Origin of the sequence: Planococcus soli (assembly GCF_016881065.1) — a bacterium.
Lineage (GTDB): Bacteria > Bacillota > Bacilli > Bacillales_A > Planococcaceae > Planococcus > Planococcus soli.
This window is the reverse complement of the sequence record NZ_WXYN01000007.1, coordinates 242,858-266,512: the sequence shown is the minus strand read 5'-3', so window position 1 is coordinate 266,512 and position 23,655 is coordinate 242,858. Positions and strand designations below refer to the sequence as shown.

General features: G+C 46.0%; 25 protein-coding genes. All 25 read left to right on the top strand.

Annotated elements, in window-relative coordinates; genetic code table 11:
- The first annotated feature begins 86 nt into the window (after positions 1 to 86).
- The 25 genes from glmM (at position 87) to flgL (ending at position 23,453) form a co-directional block, all read left to right on the top strand.
- Positions 87 to 1,436 (top strand): phosphoglucosamine mutase, encoded by a 1,350-nt coding sequence (gene glmM, locus GJB59_RS03720; RefSeq protein ID WP_142827620.1) that lies wholly within the window; start codon positions 87 to 89, stop codon positions 1,434 to 1,436.
- An 886-nt stretch (positions 1,437 to 2,322) separates the two neighbouring features.
- The gene (gene glmS, locus GJB59_RS03715) at positions 2,323 to 4,125 is read left to right on the top strand and encodes a glutamine--fructose-6-phosphate transaminase (isomerizing) (protein ID WP_142827619.1); all 1,803 of its coding nucleotides are present in this window, start codon (positions 2,323 to 2,325) and stop codon (positions 4,123 to 4,125) included.
- 286 nt (positions 4,126 to 4,411) lie between these two features.
- Positions 4,412 to 5,230 (top strand): STAS domain-containing protein, encoded by an 819-nt coding sequence (locus GJB59_RS03710; RefSeq protein ID WP_142827618.1) that lies wholly within the window; start codon positions 4,412 to 4,414, stop codon positions 5,228 to 5,230.
- 382 nt (positions 5,231 to 5,612) lie between these two features.
- Positions 5,613 to 7,031, top strand: coding sequence for a purine-cytosine permease family protein (locus GJB59_RS03705; RefSeq protein WP_142827617.1), 1,419 nt, complete (start codon positions 5,613 to 5,615; stop codon positions 7,029 to 7,031).
- A gap of 70 nt (positions 7,032 to 7,101) precedes the next feature.
- Positions 7,102 to 7,578, top strand: coding sequence for an SRPBCC family protein (locus tag GJB59_RS03700; protein WP_425325250.1), 477 nt, complete (start codon positions 7,102 to 7,104; stop codon positions 7,576 to 7,578).
- Positions 7,579 to 7,778: 200 nt separating this feature from the next.
- Positions 7,779 to 8,930: a GAF and HD-GYP domain-containing protein gene (locus GJB59_RS03695; RefSeq protein WP_142827615.1), complete on the top strand. Its 1,152-nt coding sequence runs from the start codon at positions 7,779 to 7,781 to the stop codon at positions 8,928 to 8,930.
- Complete coding sequence (locus GJB59_RS03690; RefSeq protein ID WP_142827614.1) at positions 8,927 to 9,271, top strand: DUF3307 domain-containing protein; 345 nt, start codon at positions 8,927 to 8,929, stop codon at positions 9,269 to 9,271. Before GJB59_RS03695 ends, GJB59_RS03690 begins: the two co-directional genes overlap by 4 nt.
- An 11-nt stretch (positions 9,272 to 9,282) precedes the next feature.
- The gene (locus tag GJB59_RS03685; protein ID WP_142827613.1) at positions 9,283 to 11,106 is read left to right on the top strand and encodes an adenylate/guanylate cyclase domain-containing protein; all 1,824 of its coding nucleotides are present in this window, start codon (positions 9,283 to 9,285) and stop codon (positions 11,104 to 11,106) included.
- Positions 11,107 to 11,212: 106 nt separating this feature from the next.
- Positions 11,213 to 11,668 (top strand): flagellar assembly protein FliW, encoded by a 456-nt coding sequence (gene fliW, locus GJB59_RS03680; RefSeq protein WP_142827612.1) that lies wholly within the window; start codon positions 11,213 to 11,215, stop codon positions 11,666 to 11,668.
- 3 nt (positions 11,669 to 11,671) lie between these two features.
- The gene (gene csrA / locus GJB59_RS03675) at positions 11,672 to 11,896 is read left to right on the top strand and encodes a carbon storage regulator CsrA (protein ID WP_142827611.1); all 225 of its coding nucleotides are present in this window, start codon (positions 11,672 to 11,674) and stop codon (positions 11,894 to 11,896) included.
- A gap of 173 nt (positions 11,897 to 12,069) precedes the next feature.
- Complete coding sequence (locus tag GJB59_RS03670) at positions 12,070 to 13,215, top strand: flagellin N-terminal helical domain-containing protein (RefSeq protein WP_142827610.1); 1,146 nt, start codon at positions 12,070 to 12,072, stop codon at positions 13,213 to 13,215.
- 429 nt (positions 13,216 to 13,644) lie between these two features.
- Complete coding sequence (locus GJB59_RS03665) at positions 13,645 to 13,821, top strand: YjfB family protein (protein WP_142827609.1); 177 nt, start codon at positions 13,645 to 13,647, stop codon at positions 13,819 to 13,821.
- Between the two features lie 153 nt (positions 13,822 to 13,974).
- Positions 13,975 to 14,715 (top strand): glucosaminidase domain-containing protein, encoded by a 741-nt coding sequence (locus GJB59_RS03660; RefSeq protein WP_142827608.1) that lies wholly within the window; start codon positions 13,975 to 13,977, stop codon positions 14,713 to 14,715.
- A gap of 129 nt (positions 14,716 to 14,844) precedes the next feature.
- Positions 14,845 to 15,189: a flagellar protein FlaG gene (gene flaG, locus GJB59_RS03655; RefSeq protein WP_142827607.1), complete on the top strand. Its 345-nt coding sequence runs from the start codon at positions 14,845 to 14,847 to the stop codon at positions 15,187 to 15,189.
- A gap of 18 nt (positions 15,190 to 15,207) precedes the next feature.
- Positions 15,208 to 16,689 (top strand): flagellar filament capping protein FliD, encoded by a 1,482-nt coding sequence (gene fliD, locus GJB59_RS03650; protein WP_142827606.1) that lies wholly within the window; start codon positions 15,208 to 15,210, stop codon positions 16,687 to 16,689.
- On the top strand, positions 16,689 to 17,075 hold the full coding sequence (locus GJB59_RS03645; protein ID WP_142827605.1) for a flagellar protein FliT: 387 nt from the start codon (positions 16,689 to 16,691) through the stop codon (positions 17,073 to 17,075). Before fliD ends, GJB59_RS03645 begins: the two co-directional genes overlap by 1 nt.
- 21 nt (positions 17,076 to 17,096) lie before the next feature.
- The gene (gene fliS, locus GJB59_RS03640; RefSeq protein WP_142827604.1) at positions 17,097 to 17,474 is read left to right on the top strand and encodes a flagellar export chaperone FliS; all 378 of its coding nucleotides are present in this window, start codon (positions 17,097 to 17,099) and stop codon (positions 17,472 to 17,474) included.
- A gap of 431 nt (positions 17,475 to 17,905) precedes the next feature.
- Positions 17,906 to 18,703 carry a flagellar motor stator protein MotA gene (gene motA / locus GJB59_RS03635; RefSeq protein ID WP_142827603.1) on the top strand — a complete coding sequence of 266 codons (798 nt, stop codon included), beginning with the start codon at positions 17,906 to 17,908 and terminating at the stop codon, positions 18,701 to 18,703.
- Positions 18,693 to 19,457 (top strand): flagellar motor protein MotB, encoded by a 765-nt coding sequence (motB, locus tag GJB59_RS03630; protein WP_142827602.1) that lies wholly within the window; start codon positions 18,693 to 18,695, stop codon positions 19,455 to 19,457. Before motA ends, motB begins: the two co-directional genes overlap by 11 nt.
- 10 nt (positions 19,458 to 19,467) lie before the next feature.
- Positions 19,468 to 19,893, top strand: a complete 426-nt coding sequence (locus GJB59_RS03625; protein ID WP_142827601.1) for a flagellar basal body-associated FliL family protein — start codon at positions 19,468 to 19,470, stop codon at positions 19,891 to 19,893.
- 112 nt (positions 19,894 to 20,005) lie between these two features.
- Positions 20,006 to 20,431, top strand: coding sequence for a flagellar protein (locus GJB59_RS03620; protein ID WP_185960025.1), 426 nt, complete (start codon positions 20,006 to 20,008; stop codon positions 20,429 to 20,431).
- Positions 20,432 to 20,464: 33 nt separating this feature from the next.
- Positions 20,465 to 20,734 (top strand): flagellar biosynthesis anti-sigma factor FlgM, encoded by a 270-nt coding sequence (gene flgM / locus GJB59_RS03615; RefSeq protein WP_142827599.1) that lies wholly within the window; start codon positions 20,465 to 20,467, stop codon positions 20,732 to 20,734.
- Between the two features lie 30 nt (positions 20,735 to 20,764).
- Positions 20,765 to 21,250: a flagellar protein FlgN gene (locus tag GJB59_RS03610; protein WP_142827598.1), complete on the top strand. Its 486-nt coding sequence runs from the start codon at positions 20,765 to 20,767 to the stop codon at positions 21,248 to 21,250.
- Positions 21,251 to 21,275: 25 nt separating this feature from the next.
- Positions 21,276 to 22,544 (top strand): flagellar hook-associated protein FlgK, encoded by a 1,269-nt coding sequence (flgK, locus tag GJB59_RS03605; RefSeq protein WP_142827597.1) that lies wholly within the window; start codon positions 21,276 to 21,278, stop codon positions 22,542 to 22,544.
- A 27-nt stretch (positions 22,545 to 22,571) separates the two neighbouring features.
- On the top strand, positions 22,572 to 23,453 hold the full coding sequence (gene flgL / locus GJB59_RS03600; protein ID WP_142827596.1) for a flagellar hook-associated protein FlgL: 882 nt from the start codon (positions 22,572 to 22,574) through the stop codon (positions 23,451 to 23,453).
- Positions 23,454 to 23,655: the final 202 nt, after the last annotated feature.

Below are 23,655 nucleotides of genomic sequence, written 5' to 3'. Positions count from 1 at the left end.
TCAGGCATAATGGCAATGAAATGATAAAAAAGCGAAAGCTTAACTAAAACAATCAGAAGCAAATGATTGAAGGAGCGAAAAGTAGAATGGGAAAATATTTTGGAACAGATGGAGTACGGGGAGTTGCCAATACAGAGCTGACACCTGAACTGGCTTTTAAATTAGGGCGCATTGGCGGATATATTTTAACAAAAAGTGCAAAAGACAAACCGAAAGTGCTGATTGGCCGCGATACACGAATTTCAGGTGAAATGCTGGAAGGCGCTTTAGCTGCCGGACTGCTTTCTGTTGGAGCGGAAGTAATGCGCCTTGGCGTCATCAGCACACCCGGCGTTTCTTATTTGACACGTGTGATGAGTGCTGAAGCAGGCGTTATGATTTCTGCCTCACACAATCCTGTAGAAGACAACGGCATCAAATTCTTCGGTTCAGATGGCTTTAAATTGTCAGATGCGCAGGAAGCTGAAATTGAAGCCTTGCTAGATAGCAATGAAGATTTATTGCCGCGCCCGACCGGCGGCGACCTCGGCAGCATTACGGATTACTTTGAAGGCGGCCAGAAATACTTGCAGTACTTGAAGCAGTCAGTTGATGAAGAATTCGACGGCATCCATGTGGCGCTTGATTGTGCACACGGTGCGACGTCTACACTGGCTACGCATGTATTTGCGGATCTGGATGCAGATATCACCTCAATGGGTGCTTCACCGAATGGCTTGAACATCAATGCTGGAGTAGGTTCGACTCATCCTGAGAAATTGGCGGAGCTGGTAGTTGCCAAAAATGCAGATATCGGATTGGCTTTCGACGGCGATGGCGATCGCTTGATTGCAGTAGATGAAAAAGGCCAAATCGTAGATGGCGACCAAATTATGTATATTTGTGCCAAGCACTTGCATTCAGAAGGCCGCTTGAAAAAAGATACGGTGGTTTCGACTGTCATGAGTAATATGGGCTTCTATAAGGCACTGGAAAACCACGGCATGAAGAGCAACAAGACCGCTGTCGGCGACCGTTATGTAGTGGAAGAAATGAAGAAAAACGGCTATAATCTGGGCGGCGAACAATCTGGCCACATTATTTTCCTTGATTACAATACAACAGGTGACGGCTTACTGACAGGCTTACAGCTTGTTAACATCATGAAAATTACAGGCAAGAAGTTGTCTGAGCTGGCATCTGAAATGACGATTTTCCCGCAAAAACTTGTGAACATTCGCGTGACGGATAAACATGCAGTGACAGACAACGCTAAAGTGGCAGCTGTCATTGCGGATGTCGAGACAGAGATGAACGGCAACGGCCGCGTGCTTGTGCGTCCGTCCGGTACAGAGCCATTGGTGCGTGTTATGGTCGAAGCGGCTTCTGCGGAAGACTGTGAAAACTATGTGGAACGCATCGCAGAAGTTGTGCGCAGTGAAATGGGCTTAAACTAATCAAATACAGCAATCTGAAGGCCGTAAGCATGTTTGCTTGCGGTCTTTTTTATATTGTGAAGAAGTCGGTGTATTCTGCTCTTTCTTCTAAGTGTTGTATAACTTATAATGAATGAAAAAAAGTGTATTTATCAGTAAGATATGCAGCGAAACAGCAGAGGCTCACGAAAGTTTGCAGGAAAGCGCAGCTGTTTTGCGGAATATCCACAATGAAAAATTATTAGTTCAACTTATATAGTTGGTCTTCCTATATATGTTGAACTAAAGAATCTAGCTTTTACCCAACGCTTCGGATGCTTTGGGCATAGCTCCGGCAAGAAGCCGAGCAAAGAGCGCCCGTCTTCTTGCTTCGCCTAGCCCCTGGGCGCGCCGGCGCTAAGAGATAGCGTGAATTCGAAGTGAGCCTCTGTTTTCTCACTGGAATCATAAAGGATTTGTGGAATATCAACAGGCGAAGATCATTAGTTCAACTTATATAATACGAGAAATAAATAATAGTAAAAGGAAAAAGAACCAATTAACGGAAAAATGTGATGATATATACCTAAATAACTATCTGCTTTAATTGACGGGATTGTGTGAAAGCTGTATGATGATAAAGTCGGTTTATGACCGCAGCAAAAGGGGGATAGTAGTGAGTGCGAGGAAAACAATTATAGCGCCTGTACTGAAGAAATCGGACGGACCAGTCATCTTCAGTAGACGAGGAGAAGGATTATCGAGATTTCGGCGGATACCTTCCGGCCGCGAAGCCCGGTCGTTATGTCCATTCTTAAAACAGTCGAGCGATCGATTGGACAACAAGATGGATGGGCTCAAGCAGAAGTGTTTGAGGAATTAAGCAAACACTTATTTTGATTTTTTAAAAAAATGGAGGAATTACATTATGTGTGGAATTGTTGGATATATTGGAGAAAACGACTCGAAGGAAATTTTATTGAAAGGGTTGGAGCGCTTGGAATACCGCGGTTACGATTCAGCAGGAATTGCTGTACGCAACGGCACGGGCGTTACGGTCTTTAAAGAAAAAGGACGCATTGCAGATTTGCGCGGCGTCGTGGAAGAAGAAGTGACAGGCTCTACAGGAATCGGCCATACACGCTGGGCAACTCACGGCAAACCGAACCGCGTCAATGCTCACCCGCATCAGAATACATCTGACCGCTTTACGATCGTTCATAACGGCGTGATTGAAAACTACCATCACATTCAGCGCGATTACTTGGCTGGCGTGGAAATGGAGTCGGACACAGATACGGAAATCATCGTTCAGTTGATCGGCAAATTTGTTGAAGAAGGCCTAACAACACAGGATGCTTTCAGCAAAGCTCTTACCTTACTGAAGGGTTCGTATGCGATTGCATTATTGGACGCGGAAGAAGAACAGACGATTTTCGTAGCAAAAAACAAAAGCCCGTTGCTTGTAGGACTTGGCGAAGATTTCAATGTTGTAGCATCTGATGCAATGGCTATGCTTCAATTGACAGACCAGTTTGTTGAATTGATGGATAAGGAAATTGTCATCGTCCGCAAAGACAGCGTGGAAATTTTGACATTGGATGGACAGACAGTTAGCCGCCTTCCATTCACTGCAGAAATTGACATGAGCGATATTGAAAAAGGGACTTACCCTCACTACATGCTGAAGGAAATTGACGAGCAGCCAGCGGTTGTCCGTAAAATTGTTCAAGCATACCAAAACGAAAATGATAAATTGACCATCAAACCGGAAATCCTGGACGCCATGCAGGCTGCTGACCGCATCCACATCATTGCAGCTGGAACAAGCTATCACGCAGGATTGATCGGCAAAGAGTATATCGAGAAATTAGCTGGTATTCCGGTTGAAGTTCACGTTTCAAGCGAATTCGGCTATAACATGCCATTGCTTTCTGAAAAACCTTTGTTCATCTTCATCTCCCAATCAGGAGAAACAGCGGACAGCCGCCAGGTATTGGTGAAAATCAAAGAGATGGGCCATGCTTCATTGACCATCACAAACGTAGCAGGATCCACGTTGTCACGCGAGTCTGACCATACATTATTGTTGTATGCAGGCCCTGAAATCGCAGTTGCTTCAACGAAAGCCTATACAGCGCAATTGGCTGTATTGTCTATCTTGGGCGCAGTAACTGCAGAAGCACGCGGCATCGACATCGGCTTTGACTTGGTTCAGGAGCTGGGAATCGTTGCGAATGCCATTCAGGCGCAAGTCGATTCGAAAGAGGAAATGGAGCAAATCGCTACAGACTACTTGTCTACAACACGCAACTGCTTCTTTATCGGCCGCGTCATGGATTATTTCGTTGGGCTTGAAGGTTCATTGAAATTGAAAGAGATTTCATACATCCAGGCAGAAGGCTTTGCTGGAGGCGAACTGAAGCACGGAACAATCGCGTTGATCGAAGAAGGCACCCCGGTTATCGCGCTTGCAACGCAAGAGTCGGTTAATTTGAATATCCGCGGAAATGTCAAAGAAGTAGCGGCACGCGGTGCACACACGTGCATCATTTCAATGGAAGGCTTGCAGGAAGAAGGCGATAGCCTGGTCCTTCCGAAAGTCAACGAATTGCTGTCACCGCTTGTATCGGTCATCCCGATGCAGCTGATCAGCTATTACGCAGCGCTTCACCGCGACTGTGACGTTGATAAGCCGCGTAACCTTGCGAAATCGGTAACAGTTGAATAAATAATAAGCCAGCTTCTGGTTTTAAAAAATGCCCCTTTGGATTTTCATCCGAAGGGGCATTTTTATGTCTTAAAATAATTCAAATAAAAGGTCAATGACTAGCCAATTGGCTTTAAAAAGATATGGATAAAATGTTTTTAAAATAGCTGAAGCATTTATTGCTTTTGTTTTGAGTTGTGTAAAAAAACATTTTCATAAAGATTCAGTTGAAATACTTCTTTGGCAGTTATCCTCGCCCATGCCAAATGGTATAATTAATTCAACATAAAGAAAAAGGGTGAAATGGATGTCTTCGTTAAAAGGCTTTTCCCAATACATAAGTGAAAATGCTGACCTCTTGTCGGCAGAAGTGGTCGAATCAGTTGTACAGGAAATGGAACTAAACATTCCCGAGTGGGAAAAAGAGCAGGCTGTCTGCATGTACGTGGAACTTATCGGATTTTTCGGCCAGTCTCTACTCGGGGGAAATCGCATTGAAGTTCCAGAGTCTTTAATTGAGTGGAGCAAAAAGAACGCAGAAATGCAGGTGGCTTCGGGAGGCAAGATTTCTGAAATCGTCATTCGCTATCCGGTGACGCGGCAGATCTTCTCGGAGATTTTCACGCGCCTCAGCCTGCAGTTCGGACTGTCTGTCGTGGAAAGCGCCAAATCCATTAAGGGCATCAACGCATTCTTGGATGTCAGCTTGAATGAAACCTTTTATGCCTTTGAGCGTTTTTCGGAAAGATACCAGGCTGAGAAACAAGTAGAACTGCTCAATCTGTCAGCACCGATTGTGCCGGTACTCGAAGATGTCGTGGTGCTGCCGCTTGTCGGTGTCATTGACAGCTACCGGATTGCCCATATCCTGAACAATGTCATCCCGAGAGTGGCAGAGAAGAATGTCAACCATGTGGTGATTGATTTTTCGGGTGTGCTGACCATTGATGATCACATTGCACAGTCTATCCAGCAGATCGGCGGGACATTCAAATTGATGGGGATTCATGTAGTCATCGCCGGATTGCGTCCGGACCTGGTCCAAACCATTGTTCACAGTGGAATTGATATGCTCGATGCAGACGTCTATGCAACGGTCAAACAGGCGCTTGAAAGCTTAAAGTAGGTTTAGAACTAGAGCCATCCGAGCAGCACACACTGCTCGGATGGCTCTTTTAAGTGGAAATATGGAAGGATATTACCTTCAAAAAATCAATCCATTAAATGGCTGGAAACTGTGTCGTTGGAATGAGTCGACGCAGAATGCAACAGCTCTTTAGAATGTTATGTTAAAATAGGAAAGTATGAGATTCTTTCTATTCAGTTCTATGCATGAATGGAAAAGACCTGCTTTTTTTGTCTTTGGTAAATCGAGTATAAGCTTTTCGCCTCCCTCACATCTTCAGAACGACTTTCTTCTATCTGCCTCAGCAAACGAACGGGAACAGGCCAAGCCTGCAAAGATTCCCAAAGGACAATGAAAACTGAATAGGAAAGGAATTGATCCAATGAGATCTGATATTACTGCAGATCAAGAGTTAATCGAAAAGAAACAAAATCGTGGAGACGAAACAACCGGCGACTACACGTTTGACCGAGTCCCGCGGGAAGAACGAAAAATGGGCTGGCTGAGCATCACCAACATCACCTTCGGCATCGCGACCGCCATTTTCTATTTCCAGATGGGGAGCGTTATGGCGCTGCAGTTCGGGGCCGCCAATGCCATCATTTCAGCCATCTATGCCATTATTGTCGCAGGCATACTTGGCAGCATCGTTGTTTACTTATCGGCCAAGTCCGGTATGAACGTCAATTTACTCTCCCGCGGAGGGTTCGGTTACATCGGAGCCTCATTAACCTCCTTAATCTACGCATCGAACTTTATCATGTACTGCGCATTTGAAGGCATGATCCTGGTCGCTGCTGTCCATGCTTATTTCCCCGCCATCCCCATGTGGCTCCTCATTGTCGTGTTTGGTTCAGTGGTCATTCCATTAAACTGGTTCGGCATTAAACAATTGGATAAACTGCAGAAATGGTCGCTGCCCGTGTTTGCGATTTTCCTGATAGCGGCAATTGTCGTCGCCTTCAACACCACATCAGAATATGACGGCAGCTTCTGGACTTATATGCCGGAAGGCGTCCAAATCGGCGGTACAGCCTTGCTGCTGTGCATCGGTATGCAGCACGGCATCATGGGACTGACTGCGCTGATCGCTTCTGATTACGCGCGTTTCCTGAGGCCGAAAGATTTAAAAGTAGGCTCAATCGCCATCGGGTTTATTCCCCAGATTTTCTGTTTTGGGGTTATGGGCGGCCTCGGCATCTGGTTCGGCGTAACGCTCGGCGAATCAAATCCGGGCATCTACATCGTCGTCCTGCTCGGGCTTGGAGGTGTGCTGTTTACGATGCTGACACAAATCCGCATCAACATCACCAATATCTACAGCAGCTCGCTGTCCCTGTCGAGCTTTTTTGAAAACATGTTCGGCTTTACGCCGGGCCGCCGCTTTTGGGTAGTGGTGGCAGGTGTCGTTGCGATGATTCTCATGCTAGGGGGCATCGTCGACCACCTGGATACGGCGATGACCTTCCAAGGGGTTGCGCTCATGAGCTGGGCATCGATTCTGGTGACGGACGCATTGGTCGTCAAGAAATGGCTGAAGATCGGTCCGGGCTATTACGAATCACGGCAGAAAAACCTGTATAAATGGAATCCGGTCGGTGTTGTGGCATTGATGGTTCCGACTGCCATCGGAACCATCGCAGCACTCGGCTATATGGGCGCGTTCCTGCAAAGTACAGCTGCATTCTTCGCCTTGATTTTGGCATCGATTTTGACCGTTGTTTTGGCAATCGCTACAAAAGGCCGTTACTATATTAGAAAAGAAGCAACCGATATTCCGAAAGAGGATTGGATTGCCTGAGAAAACGTTCTGAGGTAAAGTAAAAGCAACAACAACGTGTACTTCATTCCATTCAGAAAGGATGATCGAGTTGACGACTTCTATAGTAACTTTATCGATGGCGCGGCGTTTCAACGCCAGTGACAAAGCAGTTTACGAAGCGTGGACCAATCCCGAATTGATGAAGAAATGGCTGTTTACGCAAGAAGACACCAACCAGGTGGCAAAGAATGCTTTACGTGTGGGCGGAAGCTGGGAAATCGTCGATCGCCGCGAAGGCGTGGATTACCGGGCACTCGGCGAGTATCTGGAATTAAAGCCGCCGCATAAACTGATGTTCTCTTTTAAGATGCCGCAGTTCAATGACCTGGAAGACCGGGTCACCGTCTGGATTTCTATGGTGCAAAACAGCTGCGAAATGGCGTTTGTCCAGGAAATTGTCGTGCCGCATGAAGAAGGCTGGACGGAAGAAGACATCAAAAAAACCGGCGAAGAATACAGCAGCCAAAGCAAAGAAGGCTGGAGTATGATGTTTGAGAATTTAAAGCAGCTGGTGGAAAAAGAATAACAGGAAAACCGCAATTTCTCGAAATGGGAGAGATTGCGGTTTTTTGTTTGATTAATATGAATGTCAAATTGAGTAAAAAGAAATAAATTAATCTGGGTAATATTGCATAATTTCCTATTCCGAGCTATGATCGACAAGAAACAATAAAACTAGCATAAAAATAAATCATTTTTATTATTATAAGCTATCGGAGGAAGTCCATGACGCAACTAAAGGATTTGGAATCCAAAGTTCAAGAGCTGGTGACCTTACTGGAAGCCTCGAAGCAATTGAATTCAAATTTGGAAATGGGCGAGGTTCTTGAAAGCATCCTGCTGCAGATGGTGCAGGTAGTAGGAGCGGAAGCAGGAACCTTGTGGGTGCTGAACAAAGACCGGCAAACGATCAAAGCGGCTGCGGCATATGGAGCCTCCGCATCGAATATCCTCAACATCGAATTGGGAATGGACGAGGGTATTGTCGGCAAAGTGATCGGAACGGGTGAGGCCCAGCTGATCGAAAACGTAGCGGCCAACCCAGACTGGGCGAACCGGGTCGATCATTCCAGCGGCTTTGTGAGCAAGTCGATGATCACGGTTCCATTGGCGGTTAAAGGAAAGGTGCTTGGTGCGCTTCAGCTGCTCAATAAAAAAGACATCGCCTTTTTCTCGGAACAGGATATCAATCTCGCGGTGGCACTCGCCAATCAATCGGCGTTGGCACTCCACAACAGCCAAATGTACGAGGAACTGCAGCGCATGCTGCTGAGCATGATCCGGACGTTAGCGAAGGTATTGGATGCAAGAGATCCCTATACAGCGGGCCATTCAGAGCGGGTGGCGAAATATTCGCTGTGGATTGCCCAAAAACTTGGGCTCGATGCGCAGGACTGTGAAGAGCTGTATAAAGCGGCATTGCTGCACGATATCGGGAAAATTGGCATACCGGATGCCATACTCCGGAAGCCTTCGGGACTAACAAATGAAGAGTTTGCAGCCATCAAGCAGCACACGGTCATCGGGGCGGACATCCTGTCCAATATGGAACCGAAAGACGCCATGGTACCTGCGATTAGAACTGCCTTGTCCCATCACGAGCGGCTCGACGGCACCGGCTATCCGCATGGTTTGGCCGGCGCAGAAATCCCGTTTTTCGCCCGAATCGTTGGTGTAGCTGATGCGTTTGATGCCATGACCACTGCACGTTCCTACAGCAAAGGATTGTCTTTCGAGCTTGGAGCCGAAGAACTGGTCCGCTGCCGGGAGAAGTTATTCGACGGCAAAGTGGTTGATGCATTCGCAGAAATTCTCGTTGAATGCGATTACCGATTAGATGAATACGAAGAGCAACAAGGAAGAGGCTACAAGTTATGAATCAGTTTGACGTATTATTAATCGGCCATCTAATTGGCGATTTTCTCTTGCAGACGAGTTGGATGGCCAAATACAAGGCAACCAAATGGCTGCCGTTATTGATGCATGTTTCAGTTTACACAGCCGTGATTGCCGTACTTGGCATCCTCTCAGGGGGACTGTCCCTGCCGGCACTGGCCATTATTTTTTTCGGCCATATTATTTTGGACCGCAAAACCTTTGTCATGTTTTGGGTGCAGCGGGTCCAGACAGCTAAAGGACCGGAAAAGGGTTGGCTGTCCATTGTGGCTGACCAGATATTCCATATCATTCTGCTTGCCATTGCCATCGCGATTTCCTAGGAGTGAACAACATGAAAGCTAAGACGTACGTGCTTGAAAAAGAATATGCACTGGACCGTAAAACCGCATGGCAGCTGCTGGCGGACAACAACCGCATGAATTTGTATATCGGCCTGTTCCCGGTAAGCTTCAGCCCGGCTAAACAAGAGGGTGCGGAAGTGTTTTACCGGGAAGCCCATGCCAAAGTGCTGGGACTCGTGCCCATCTCGTGGCAGGAATTCCCGTTCCAGTGGCAGGAAAACGAAAGCTATACCGTTGAACGCCGCTACCTGTCAGGACCGATGAAGCATTACACATTAAAAGTTGAACTGTTTGACAATGGGGAGAGTGGTACGCGGGTCAAGCTGACGGCGGATTTTGTGCCGCTCAATCCATTTGGCTATGCAGCTATCTGGGCAACCGGACTGCCGGCTGTCAAAAAAATTATGCGGTATTTGGACGATTATTTAGCGTCTGGTACAAAGGATATTTTCGAAGCGCCGCAAAAACCGGTGACGTCCAAAATCAATCTGTCGGAACTCGATCGGCTTTCGGGTCTGCTTGCCAAAACGCCTGTTAATGGCGAGTATGTGGAATTGTTGCACCGGTATTTAGCTGACAAAGGCGACCACGACGTCGCACAAATCGAGCCGGTACAGCTTGCTAGACTATGGAATGCTGAGTTGGACGATGCTCTTCGCGTGTTGTTGTACGCAACAAAAGCCGGCTTGCTGAACCTCAGCTGGAACGTCATTTGCCCGAACTGCCGCGTTTCAAAAGTGGAACACAATTCGCTGTCAGAGCTGGAGCAAGAGTTTCACTGTGATCTGTGTGGTGTGAACTACGATGCCAATTTTGATCAGTATGTGGAGCTGAATTTTTCCATCCATCCAAGCGTGCGCCAAGCTTATGCCGAAGTGTATTGCATCGGCGGCCCGATGATCACACCGCATGTCAAAGCGCAGCAGGTCATCCAAAAAGGCAAAACCGTGAGCTTTGCGATTCCTAAGGGTGAAGATGCCCTGCGTTTGCGTGTGCTTCAAGCCAATCATAGAGTCGCAATAGATAAAGAGGCAGAAGCTACCCAGCTCCTGTATTCAGATTTGGGTTGGTCACAGGATGCAGTATCGGGGAATGGCGATGTCGTCATGACAAACTCAAGTAATGCAGACATTGTCGTCGCTTTGGAGCATTCGGACTGGAACAAACAAGCCGTAACAGCAGCTAAAGTTACGGCAATGCAGGAGTTCAGGGATTTGTTTTCGTCTGAAGTGCTGTCGCCGGGCCAGAAAATCGGCATCGATCACGTGACAATTTTGTTTACTGATTTAAAAGGCTCGACGTTGATGTACGAAACGATCGGCGACTCGAGTGCTTATGGCCAGGTCCGCAATCATTTTGATTTTTTGACCGGACATATCAAAACAAATTCCGGCAGCGTCGTGAAAACAATTGGCGACGCCGTTATGGCGGTCTTTCACAAACCGGAAGATGGATTAAAGGCAGCATTGGATATCCAGAAAAACCTGGCGGAATTCAATCGTACGGCCAATGAAGACCTCGTATTGCGGATCGGTTTGTACAGTGGACCGGCCATTGCCGTGAATTCCAACGACCGCCTCGATTATTTTGGGCGGACTGTCAACATTGCGGCGCGCATCCAGGGGCAGGGCGAAGGGGGCGACGTCATCATCAGCCGCGGGGTATTGGCGCAGCCAATGTCAGCGGGATTGCTGACGGACGTGGAGTTGGAACTAGAAGAGTTTGGGGCTGTCTTGAAGGGAATCGATGGCGCTGTAGATTTGGTGCGGATTCGGTTAAGAGAGAACTTAGTGATCGAGAAGAATGCGGGTTGAATAGTTTCCAATAGATGGAGCGAATTAAAAATTGATTGTTAATAAATGCCTGTTGAGATATCTTTATCTTAAGAGGCATTTTTTTGTTAAGGAAAGGGAGTAGGGCATGAAAGTTCAAACAGAGCAATTCGGTGAAGTGGAACTGGGGCAAGAACGTGTCATCACGTTTGATAAAGGAATTCCGGGATTTGAAGAGTATAAGGAATACGTATTGATTCCGGCGGACGCAGAAGGCGAATCTCCATTCTTTTTCCTGCAGTCGGTAGAGGCAGTGGAAGTCAGTTTCTTCCTGGTCGATCCGTTTACGTTTTTCAAGGATTATGACATCAAGCTGGAAGAGCAGATGGTCGAGCGGCTGCAGTTGGAAGATCCGGCAGATGCTATTGTGCTGACGACAGTTTCTGTTAAAGGCGATATCAGCGGAGCGACGACGAACTTGAAAGCGCCGTTGGTCATCAACAATAAGAAGCAAAGCGGCATGCAGATTGTGTTGAACAACAAAGACTACCAGATCAAGCAGGCTTTATTCCAGAGCGGCGACACCGCTGCAAGGCAGGTGTAGAGAATGTTAGTATTGGGACGTAAAAAAGGCGAAACAATCATCGTCAATGACGACATTGAAATCACGGTTACCTCTATAGAAGGCGACATGGTGCGGATCGGCATCAACGCGCCGAAGCAAGTGACCATCCACCGGAAAGAAGTGTACCTGGAGATTCAGGAAGAAAACAAGCAGGCAACGTCGAACGTCATCAACTTGAGTGACTTCCTGAGCATGCGGAAGAAATAGAGCGAAAGCCTGCAGATTTTGCAGGCTTTTTACGTGATTAAAAATAAAAAAGAAAAACTTTCAAAAAACACTAAACATTTGTTAAACCCCTCCGATATAACTTATGTAAGGCAGTTCAAAAGGATTTGGGCGCTTGCAAAAAACAAAAAAACATTACACGGAGGTAATACACAATGATCATCAACCACAATATCGCAGCACTTAACACACACAGACAAATGGGCTCAGCTCAAAGCGCACAAATGGACAGCATGGAGAAATTGTCTTCAGGACTTCGCATCAACAGCGCGAAAGATGATGCAGCAGGTCTTACAATTTCTGAAAAAATGCGCGGACAGATTCGCGGATTAGAGCAAGCTTCAACTAACGCTCAAGACGGTATTTCGTTGATTCAAACTGCAGAGGGTACATTGAATGAAACTCAGGATATTCTTCAGCGTATGCGTGAACTAGCGGTTCAATCTGCCAACGATACAAACACAGATACAGATCGTAACGAGATCCAAAAAGAAGTAACTGAATTGGCTTCTGAAATCACAAGAATTGGCAATGATACTGCATTCAATACTAAGGATTTGTTAAACGGCGATTTTAAAGCTACTTTCCAAATCGGTGCAAACTCTGGTCAAAATCTTTCTATCTCAATCGGTGATATGCGTTCAGAAGCTCTTAAAGTAGGTACGGATTACACAGCTACAAGCGATACGTTGATTGCTTATACAAATGCTGCAGGAGATGCTTCTACAGCAACGTTCATGACAGCTGCTGAAGTTGAAACCGAAACAGCAGCAGCGGCAACCACTGCAAGAACGGCTGCTACTACAGCAAGAGCAGCAGCAGATGCTGATACGGCAGATACTGCTTTAGCAGCAACAGCATTAGCAGCAGAAACAGCGGCAACAGAAGCTGAAGCAACCGCAGCAAAACCTGGAGTAGCTGGTTACTACGATAACACCACTAATGCACTAGCTGTAACAACATCATCAGCTTTCGAAACAGGCGCTAAAGGTGTAATCGGAATTGACGTTTCTTCACAAGAAAATGCAGATGCTGCTATCACAACAATCAACAACGCAATCGAATCAGTTTCTTCTGAGCGTTCTAAACTTGGTGCAAGCCAAAACCGTTTGGATCATACAATCAACAACTTGAACACATCTTCTGAAAACCTAACAGCTGCGGAATCAAGAATCCGTGATGTTGACATGGCGAAAGAAATGATGGAACAAACAAAGAACTCGATTCTTGCACAAGCATCACAAGCAATGCTGGCTCAATCCAATCAAATGACTCAATCAGTGTTACAACTGTTGAGATAATTGATTCTAGGGCGTCTAACCGGGTAACGGGTTAGAGTATAACTGGGTGAATTGCTGGAACTTCCTAAAGCCCCATCAACCACAACGTAACTGGAAACGGTAAGCGTGACGGTCTGAAAATGATGAGGATGCACCAATGGATAATCAGCAGCCAAGCTCCTGTGAGGAAACTCTGGGGAAGGTTCAACGACTAGGATAAACCGTCTAAGGCAGAAGCTATGGCGATGAAATCCGTAGGGCGGCAAGCGCCGTTCGAAGTGCCCAGCCCCTCTAAGCAGAGGGTGAAGATATAGTCTATTCTATGATCGAAAGACATAGCGGCAAAGCAAGCCAACCAAGCACCACAGCAAGTACTACAATTGCTACGTTAATCTTAAGAGTCAAAAGGAGCCTGATTTTGGGCTCCTTTTTTTATAAGGAGGTAATCCAATGGATATCGCTGCGTTATCGATGGCAATGAGCCAAATGAATGTCCGGACAGAAGCGAATGTATCGATCATGAAAAAGACAATCGATCAGGCGGAGACGAATGGTCAAGATGTTGTGAAGATGCTGGAACAGTCTGTTCGGCCTCATGTCGGAAGCCGTTTAGATATTAGAGGATAAAACAATTAGAAAGTCCATGACTGTAAGAGGTCATAGACTTTCTATTTTTTTATTGTAAAAATAGTTTTCTCTCCCACAATTATCCTATTCTTTTTTCAACCATTATCTTGTACACTAAACAAGATTAACTCGAGCAAAGGGTGTGAGAACCGATTGACCAGTCCGATTTCTAATAATTTTCTTTTATATAATACAATCGCCACAATGGCAAAGTCGATGCCTGCTTTAGGCCAAACCGACAGCGCCAGTAGTTCCATTGGCAGTTCGACAAGCCCCAGCACGTTTTTCGCGATGCTGATGAATGCCATGATGGAAAGCATGGAACAAACGAATACCGGAACCCCTCCACAAACCGGCGTTCAGGCTGCATTGCCATCTGTGACTACGCCGCTCACGGCACCGCTAACCAATTCCTATAACCCAGCCTTGACGATCCCGCCGCTCAACACAAAAGAAGTCCCGACCGCAGCCACGGATACAAGCGACCTGAAATTCCGGCCGACCCAATTTATTAAGCTGGATAGTACCTTGGAAGGCAAACTGGAAGGAACGGCCGCCCATTTTATCAATGCCGGGAAAAAATACGACCTGGATCCGAATCTACTGTCAGCCATCGCCATCCACGAAACCGGTAATGGCTCATCGCGCGCGGTAAATGACAAAAACAACGTCGCCGGAATGATGGGCAAGAACGGTTTGCGTAGCTATGCTTCTGTAGAAGACAGTATTTTCGATATGGCCCGCAACTTGCGCCAGAATTATTTGAATGAAGGCAAAGACACCATCGCGAAAATCGGTGCTAAATACGCGCCGGTCGGAGCTGCCAATGATCCAACAGGATTGAATAACCACTGGACGCAAGGAGTCAGCAACTATTATTCCAAGCTCACATAAGCTAAGACAGGTGCTTCACAGGCCTGCCTTATTTTTTTTTTGCTTTTTTACTAAAAAAATCTGCTTTTCTGCCGATAACTATTATATAGATTCTATTTAAGTTTTAAGAAGACGAGGAGTGGTTTTACTATGGAAGTAACAAACTCAACTGCTATTCAATTTCCAAAAATTAGCGAGTCGAACCCGGCAGTTTTCAAGAAGACAGTCACTTCTGAACCATACAACAACGAAAATACCGATCACACCATTACGAAGGAAGCAATCGTAAATAAAGTAGAGAGCATGAACGAATTTTTAGAACCGACATCGACAAATGTGAAATTTCAGCTGCATGAAGAGCTGGAAGTTTATTATGTACAAGTAATTGATTCCAAAACGGATGAAGTATTGCGGGAGATTCCCAATAAGAAATTTTTAGATATGTATGCCTCGATGGCCGATTTAGCGGGCCTGATCGTGGATGAGAAACGATAAGAATGGAGTGAACTTATTATGCGCGTTGGCGGACTAGCATCAGGTATGGATACCGAATCAATCGTCAAAGACATGATGAAGATCCAAAAAATGCCTTTAGATAAATTAATGCAGCAAAAAACCTTTACAGAATGGCAGCAGGAAGCGTTTCGGGATACCAACCTGTCGATGTCGAACTTGCGGACAAGCGCCAGCAATTTGCGTCTGCAGTCGTCGTTTAACTCCTATAGTGCCACTTCGCCCGCTCCAAACAGTTTCACGGTTGCGACAACGGCCAATGCAATGAGCGGTTCATACCAAGTGCAGGTGACGAGTGTGGCGAGTGCAGCAAAGTTGAATTCGACACTCGGAATTACAAATACGGCAGGGACTGCTGCAAAATCAACTGATCAAATTGGTGTAGCCGGAAAAATTAATATAGGCAGTATAAGCATTGATGTAGCGAGCACCGACACGTTTGCGGACGTAGCCAAAAACCTTCAGGATGCGACAGCAGCTTCAGTTCCGGCTTTACGGGCAAGCTTCGACAATACAACATCCCGATTTTTCATAGCGACCAAAGGAATGGGAGCCGATCAGGCTTTTACAATGAACTTTACAGCCGCAGATGGAACAACAGAAAATGGGGCACTGGCTGATAAAATCATCAACAACGGTGCTGCAACAGCAACAGCCACCGGCGCTGCAGATGGATCGATCAAATTCGACGGCATCGATATAGGCGGACTGAAATCCAACCAAACGACCGTCAACGGAATAACAGTTAATATGCTTCAAGCCTCTACTACTGTATCGACAATTAACGTCCAGTCCAACCCTGAAAAACCACTGGCCATGATCAAGGACTTCGTTGATAAGTACAATGAAACAATCGAGAACCTGCAGAAGCAGCTCGTCGAAAAACGCTTTCCCGATTTCCAACCCTTGTCTGATGAACAAAAAAAGGATCTGACGGAAACTGAAATCGAATTATGGGAAGAAAAAGCGCGGAGCGGCTTGCTTCGCAACGACCCGGTATTGAAATCAGCCATGCAAGACCTGCGGAGAGCCTTTATGGACAGCGTAGGCGGACTTGCAGAAGGCAACATCAATCATTTGTCGCAAATTGGCATCAACACTGGATCGTATACAGAAGGCGGCAAGTTGTTTATTGACGAGGCGAAACTAAGCGCAGCACTGACTGACAAACCGGACGAAGTCATGGCGCTGTTCACGACTCGGGATGCAGCAGGGAACGGGGTTGGGGCAAGAGTCTACGACACCTTAAACAACGTCGTCAAAAACCTCAGCGAAAAAGCCGGCAGCTCTTCAAGCTCCATCGACAACAGCACGCTCTCTAAAAAAATCAAACAGATGAATGACGAAATCAGCCGCTGGCAGGACCGCCTGACGCGCGTAGAAGACCGCTACTGGAAGCAGTTCACGGCAATGGAGAAAGCGCTAAGCCAGATGAACTCCCAAAGCACCTGGATGCAGCAGAACATGTTTGGTGGCGCGTAATGAGCTCAAAAACAATTATGTATGCCTTTCTGGAACAGACACAGGAGCTCTACAAAAAAGCCAAGGACATCAATTTACGGATGGAAGCTAATGAAGAAGGCAGCGTTGAATCGCTTGAGACCATCTTCCATCGCCGGCAGCAATCCATAAAGCAGCTGGAAACCTTCATGAAGCAAAAAAACTTCCAGTGGACAGCCGAAGAGCAGTCCATCATTGAGCAAGTAAAGGAAATCGATCAACAGCTTCACCTCTTGCTCAACAATTTGCATCAATCCTTTTTTACACAAATCAATCGCATTGCCCAGACAAAAGAAATATCCAAAAAATACAGCAGCGCTTATCAGACCGTATCCACTGAAGGTTCATTTATCGACAAACGGAACTAAATGCTAGGGGGAAAAGAACACATGGCAACGATCAATCCTTACCAGACTTACCAGCAAAACTCAGCAATGACAGCATCACCCCAGGAACTGACCCTGATGCTGTACAACGGCAGCCTGAAATTCATGAAAATGGCAAAACGCGCACTGGCCGATAAAAAGTTCGAAGAAAAAAACACCAACATCATCAAAGCCCAAAACATCGTCCAGGAACTCCGCGTCACATTAGACTTGAAAATCGAAATGTCAGCCGGGCTGGCCCAAATGTACGAATACATGTACACACGCCTCTTGGACGCCAACATGAAAAACGACACAGCAGCGCTGGAAGAAGTGGAAACACTCATGACAGACATGCGCAACACCTGGAAAGAAGCCATGGCATTGGCGAAAAACAAGTAAGCGAAAAATTTCTAAATCGCTTCGGCCGCTTTGGGCATAGCTCCCGCAAGAAGCCGGGCAAAGTACACCAGTCTTCTTGCTTCGCTTAGCCCGTGAACGCGCCGGCGCTAAGTACTATAGTGAATATAAAGCTAGAGTACTTTTCTCAGTTTTTTATAAACAGATGAATTTAATTAGTTATGCTCTATAAATCAATATATCTTGAAAAATAGGAAGGTTGAGCGGAAGGCGGCGACTCCTGCGGGTACAGCACGAGCTGGAGCCACTGGACTGAGCACAGCGAGGGAAGCGGCAGAAGCCGCGCCAGCTGCATGACCCACATCCTGTGGGCCCGAAAGCGTCCGCCTAGAGCGATTTCTTCCCACCAAATACCGTTTGTTTTGGAGGATTTCAAAAAAAAATTATACATGCAAATGAAATGAGGTATAAACGTGGATAAGACATCATGGATAGGAGTCATATTAGGATTTGTCGTGCTGATTGGCGGAATGATTCTGAAGGGATCAAGCCCGATCGCATTATATAATCCAGCGGCGCTGGTGATCATCTTTGCCGGAACCATCGCCTGTATCCTCGTTGCGTTTCCAATGGACGAAGTAAAAAAGATTCCCAGCTTATTTAAAGTGATATTCAGAGAAGAAAAAAAAGTCTCCATCAAAGAATTGATACCGATGTTCACTGGCTGGGCCATGCTGGCTCGAAAAGAAGGCTTGCTGGCATTGGAAGAAAAGTCGGAAGAAGTAGAAGATCCGTTTTTACAGCGCGGCCTGAAGATGGTCGTTGACGGCCAGTCACAGGAACAGATCCGTGATTTGATGGAAGAGGAAATTGTTGCGATGGAAGAACGCCATGAACTAGGGGCAAAAATCTTTGCGCAGGCAGGTACATATGCCCCTACACTGGGTGTGCTGGGTGCCGTTATCGGGTTGGTTGCCGCACTTGGCCACTTGGACGATGTGGCTTTGCTCGGTAAATCCATATCCGCCGCGTTTATCGCGACCCTGTTCGGGATTTTCTCAGGCTATGTATTATGGCATCCATTTGCCAACAAGCTGAAACGGAAATCCGAAGCAGAAGCCAAAACAAAAATGATTATGCTAGAAGGTTTGCTGGCTGTTCAGGAAGGGCTGCCAGTCCGGACTGTAGAAGAAAAGCTGTTGACTTACTTGCCGGCGAAAGACCGTATGCTTGAATCTCAAGAAGAAAGCGGTGTTCAAGTTGAAGCGTAAAAAAAAGCATGAAGAACATGTCGATGAAGCCTGGCTCTTGCCTTATGCCGATATTTTGACGCTGCTTTTGGCGCTGTTTATCGTGCTGTTCGCTTCCAGTCAAGTGGATGCCGAAAAGTTCAACGCCATCGCCGAATCATTCAACAGCGAGTTGCAGGGCGGCACCGGCATACTGGATGAACAGGCGCCGGTTGAGAGCTTTGACACATCGCCAACTGCCGAATTGAGCGAGGATCCGCCGTCGGGTGAAAGCCCGGAAGAGATTCTTGCTGCGAAAGATCAGCGGGAATTGCAGGATTTCCAGACGAAGATAGAAGCGTATATTGATGAAAAAGGGCTGTCGCCTCGTCTTCAGACGGAGATGACCACGAAAGGCCTGATGATTACGATCAAAGAAGGTGTGCTGTTCGAGTCAGGAAGTGCGGATATGCGAGACGGGTCACAGACCATTGCGAATGAAATTTCGAATTTACTCATTTCGGATCCCCCGCGGATGATTTTCATCGAAGGGCATACAGATAATATTCCAACAGGTACAGAGGAATTTCCATCAAATTGGGAATTGAGTTCTGCACGCGCTATTAATTTCATGAAAATTCTGCTCGAAAATGATGATCTCGACCCGCAGAAATTCAGTGCATCCGGCTATAGCGAGTACCATCCGATTGCTGCAAACGACACACCAGAAGGGCGGGCGGAAAATCGCCGTGTCGAAGTGCTGATTTCACCTTATGAAAAAGAAACTGACGATTAAGAGGTGTACCATGGGAAAACTAAAGAAAATCATTGGTGTTGTCATTATTGCAGTAGTTATGGGTGTAGGTGCCGCATTTTACTTCGTGCAGAAAGACGTCGAAGCTGAAGAGGAAAAACCGCTAAGCGCTGAAGAGTTGGCAGAAATGAGCATCGACACCGACGTGATCACGACAAATCTGGCATCTCCAGGAAACTTTGGGGTTGTTCAGTTTAATATCCTGTTAAGTAATACGGAAACAAAAGAAGAAGCAGAAAAACGTACTGCTGAGGTGCGGGCAGCAGTTATTGCGACCGTTGCAAGCTTTACAAAAGATGAATTGATCGGAGAAAGCGGAATTACATTGATTGAAGAAGAACTTGCGGCACGCTTATCGGAAGTTTTTGAAAAAGGAAAAGTGGATCGTGTCCTGGTGACAGAATTTAAAATGCAGTAAAGAAGAGTATTGGAAAAGCCATGTACTATTAAAGCAGAAAAAATTGAAATTCCGCTAAACATTTTGGCAAAACTGCCGATATAAATCTATAGAGAAGGTCAGGTGAGTGGATATGAAAGCAAATCAGCTAGATAATTGCCGAATTTGCGGTACATTATTCCTTAAGGACTACACTGACTATTGCCTGGACTGCTACAAGGAAATCGAAGAGGAATTCAAGATAGTAAACGAGTTTCTGAAAATCGAAGCCAATCGCTTTGCGAATATTCAAGATGTCAGCTTGTCCACAAATGTCTCTGTAAAACAAATTGCCGATTTTATTCGCGACGGGCGCATTTACGCAGACGACTTGCCGAATTTGGGTTACCCGTGCAAGCATTGTGGTAAAGTAATCAAAAGACAGATCCTGTGCGATGACTGTTTCAAGGATTTTTCGCTGGAGATCGATGCGACACTGAAAAATGATAAGTTTTTAGAGGAAACCGGAAGAAAACGAGTAAGGCCAAAGGTCAACGCGCAATATTGGAAAATACGATAAGAGAACGAAACTAAACTAGAGGGCGGTGAAGGAATGAATATTGACAAAACGAATGGTTCTTCCTTTATTCAAGCTTATCAAAAATTGCAGGTGGCTCCGGCCGCCAAAACAAAGTCGCTGCAAAAAGAAGACGAACTTCAGATTTCAAACCAGGCGAAGGCGATGTTCGAAAAAAATGCCAATGTTGATATTGAAAGACAAGAAAAGATCCAGCTCCTAAAAGCTCAGGTGTCATCAGGTGAATACCAGGTCGATGCGGGCAAGGTAGCAGATAAAGTTCATCAATTCTGGTTCGATAAATAAAGTAGGGCTCTTAAAAGAGGAGGGTATCGGATGCTGAACTTAGTAGTAAACACGCTGGACGAATTGATCAGCATACAAAAACAGCTTATCCGTTATGCCGAACGCAAGCAGACGGTGTTGATCGAACGAAAAGTCGATGAACTGACAGAGCTTGTGAAAGAAGAAACGAAGCTGGTTAAACAGCTTAGCCAATTGGAAGACGAGCGGCAGCAACTTGTAGCCGACGTATTGGAAGAGCATCCTGGCCTGACATTCAGCCAGTTTGCAGAACAGATTCCAGATGAACACGTAAAACAAGAGCTCCACTCACAATTGACAACGTTACAAATGCTTTTAACTGAGCTGCAGGTGAAAAACAAAGTCAACGAAAAAATCCTGGAAGACTCGATGAGCTTTGTTCAACATATGATCACTCAAGTGACAAAAACGAAACAACAGCATTTCAATTACCAATCACCGGCAGGTCAGCAAAAGCCACAAACAAACAATCAAGGTTTTTTTGATACAAGAGCCTAGAAATTGTTAGAGAGCGGGGAAAACCATGGTTTCATCATTTCACGGATTAGAATTAGGAAAGCGCGGATTATCTGTCGGCCAGGCAAGCATTGCGACGACTGGACAGAATATTGCCAACGTCAACACAAAAGGCTATTCACGCCAACAAGTAAACTCAACAGCTTCTCCATCATTGGACGTTTGGACAGGCCAAGGAGCAAATACAGGACAGCTTGGAACCGGCGTTAATCTCGATTCGATTACCCGTGTAAGAGACCGCTTCCTCGATCAGCAATTTCGTGATCATTCCGAAACACTCGGACAGTGGCAGGCAAAACAAACGACATTGGACCGCTTGGAAACAATCGTAAACGAACCAAGCGACAGCGGTTTGAATAGCGCCATGGACGGATTGAACAGTGCCTGGCAGGATCTGGCCAATGAGCCGGGCAGCTTGTCTGCACAGGCTGTGGTCAAAGAACGAGCACAAGCCTTTATCGAAGTAGCGCAATCGATGAACAAATCGATGGATAGCCTGAAAAGCGAATTGACGCAGCAGTCGCAAGCAACTGTTGCTGAAGCGAACGGGTATTTGAAACAAATCGCAGAACTAAACAAAAGCATTGTCCGCGATGGCAGCCAGTCAAATGATTTAAAAGATAAACGCGATGCGCTTGTGGAAGAGCTATCAACGCTGATGTCGATCAAAGTAGATGAAAAATCGAACGGCAGCTACTCGATCAGCCTCTCTTCAAACAACCAGCAACTGGTCAGCGGCGAAGAGGTTTCCGAAATTGACCATAAAACTGGTACTGGTGAAAATGAAATGTACGGCGGCAAATTGGCTGGATTGAGCGAGTCGATGGATACCGCAACAGCTTATCAGGAAAACTTAAACAACGTGGTCAGTGATTTTGCACAAGCGAATAGCATGTCGGCTGCGGGCGGTAAAGATCAAGCTTTATTTATCGGAAACGCCGCAGACTTTAAACTATCTGAGCTAAAAGTCAATTACGAGGCAAGTCCATTAAACCAGCCAGCTGCAACAGGAAAAACAGCTGCAGCAGCGCAAAGTGATTTCCGAAAACTGGTTAGCCAGCTCGGTGCACAAAGCCAGGCTGCAATCAACTCGGTCACGAATCACGGAGCAACGCTGCAAGCAACAGAAAATCGCAGACAGTCAGTGACCGGTGTTTCGCTGGATGAAGAAATGGCTAACTTGATCAAATACCAGCATTCATATAATGCGGCAGCACGTTTAGTATCAATGACGGATCAAATGTTGGATACCATCATCAACCGAATGGGCAACTGATAGCAGAAGGAACGTGGGGGGAAAAACATGAGAGTCACGCAACAGATGCTTAACCAGAATTCCATACGCAATATGAGCCAAAACTTGAGCCGATTCGAAAAAATCAATAACCAAGTATCAAGCGGCAAATTGCTTCACCGCCCATCAGATGATCCGAATGGCGTCAGCAAAGCGATGAACTTAAAAAGCACGCTTGCGGCCAATACCCAATTCGAACGCAATTCGAATGAAGCCAAATTGTGGATGAACGAAACCGGCCAAAATGTCGACTCGATGGTGGATGCGATGCAGCGGGTGCGTGAATTAGCGGTTCAAGGCAATAACGGAACTTATTCGGAGCTGGACCAGACGGCAATGGCTGCTGAAATAGAAGAATTGACAGAGCGGATGCGCCAATTGGCAAATGCTAAAGTTAATGGCCAATCATTGTTCAACGGCCAAAAAACAGGCGAACTTCCTTTTCCTGAAAAAGGAAACTTTACAGTTGATTCTGCAGACCTAATCGCTAAAACGTTCACAATTGGAGATGGCATCAAGATCCAATCAAGTGTACTGCCTGATGAGTTGTTTGGAACTGCAGCAGATGACAACAATATTTTCAAAACACTGCAAAGCATATCCAATGATTTAAAGGCTGGAAATTCCATTGATCTGGATAAAATCGATGCAGGAATCGATCGGTTGTTGACAGTGGGTGCTGAAAACGGCGTCCGGCAGAATCGTGTAGAAGCTGTTGAAAACCGGCTGCTTGATAGCAATCTGGAACTTAAATCGATGTTATCAAAAGTCGAAGACATCGATTACGCAGAAGCGGTCATCAAGCTAACCAGCGAAGAAAGTGTTTACCAAGCGAGCCTCGCTGCATCATCAAAAATAATCCAGCCGAGTTTGATGGACTTTTTGAGATAAGAAGTAAGTAAGTAAGTAAGTAAGTAAGTAAGTAAGTAAGTAAGTAAGTAAGTAAGTAAGTTCCAAATTTGCTACTGATATTCCACAAATCAGCTCCGCTTTCGGGCTCACAGGATGTAGGTCCAAGTGGCGATGCAAAAATAAAAATATCCATTTATGTGGATGATGCTTAGAAAAAAGAGCGGAAGGCGGCGACTCCTAG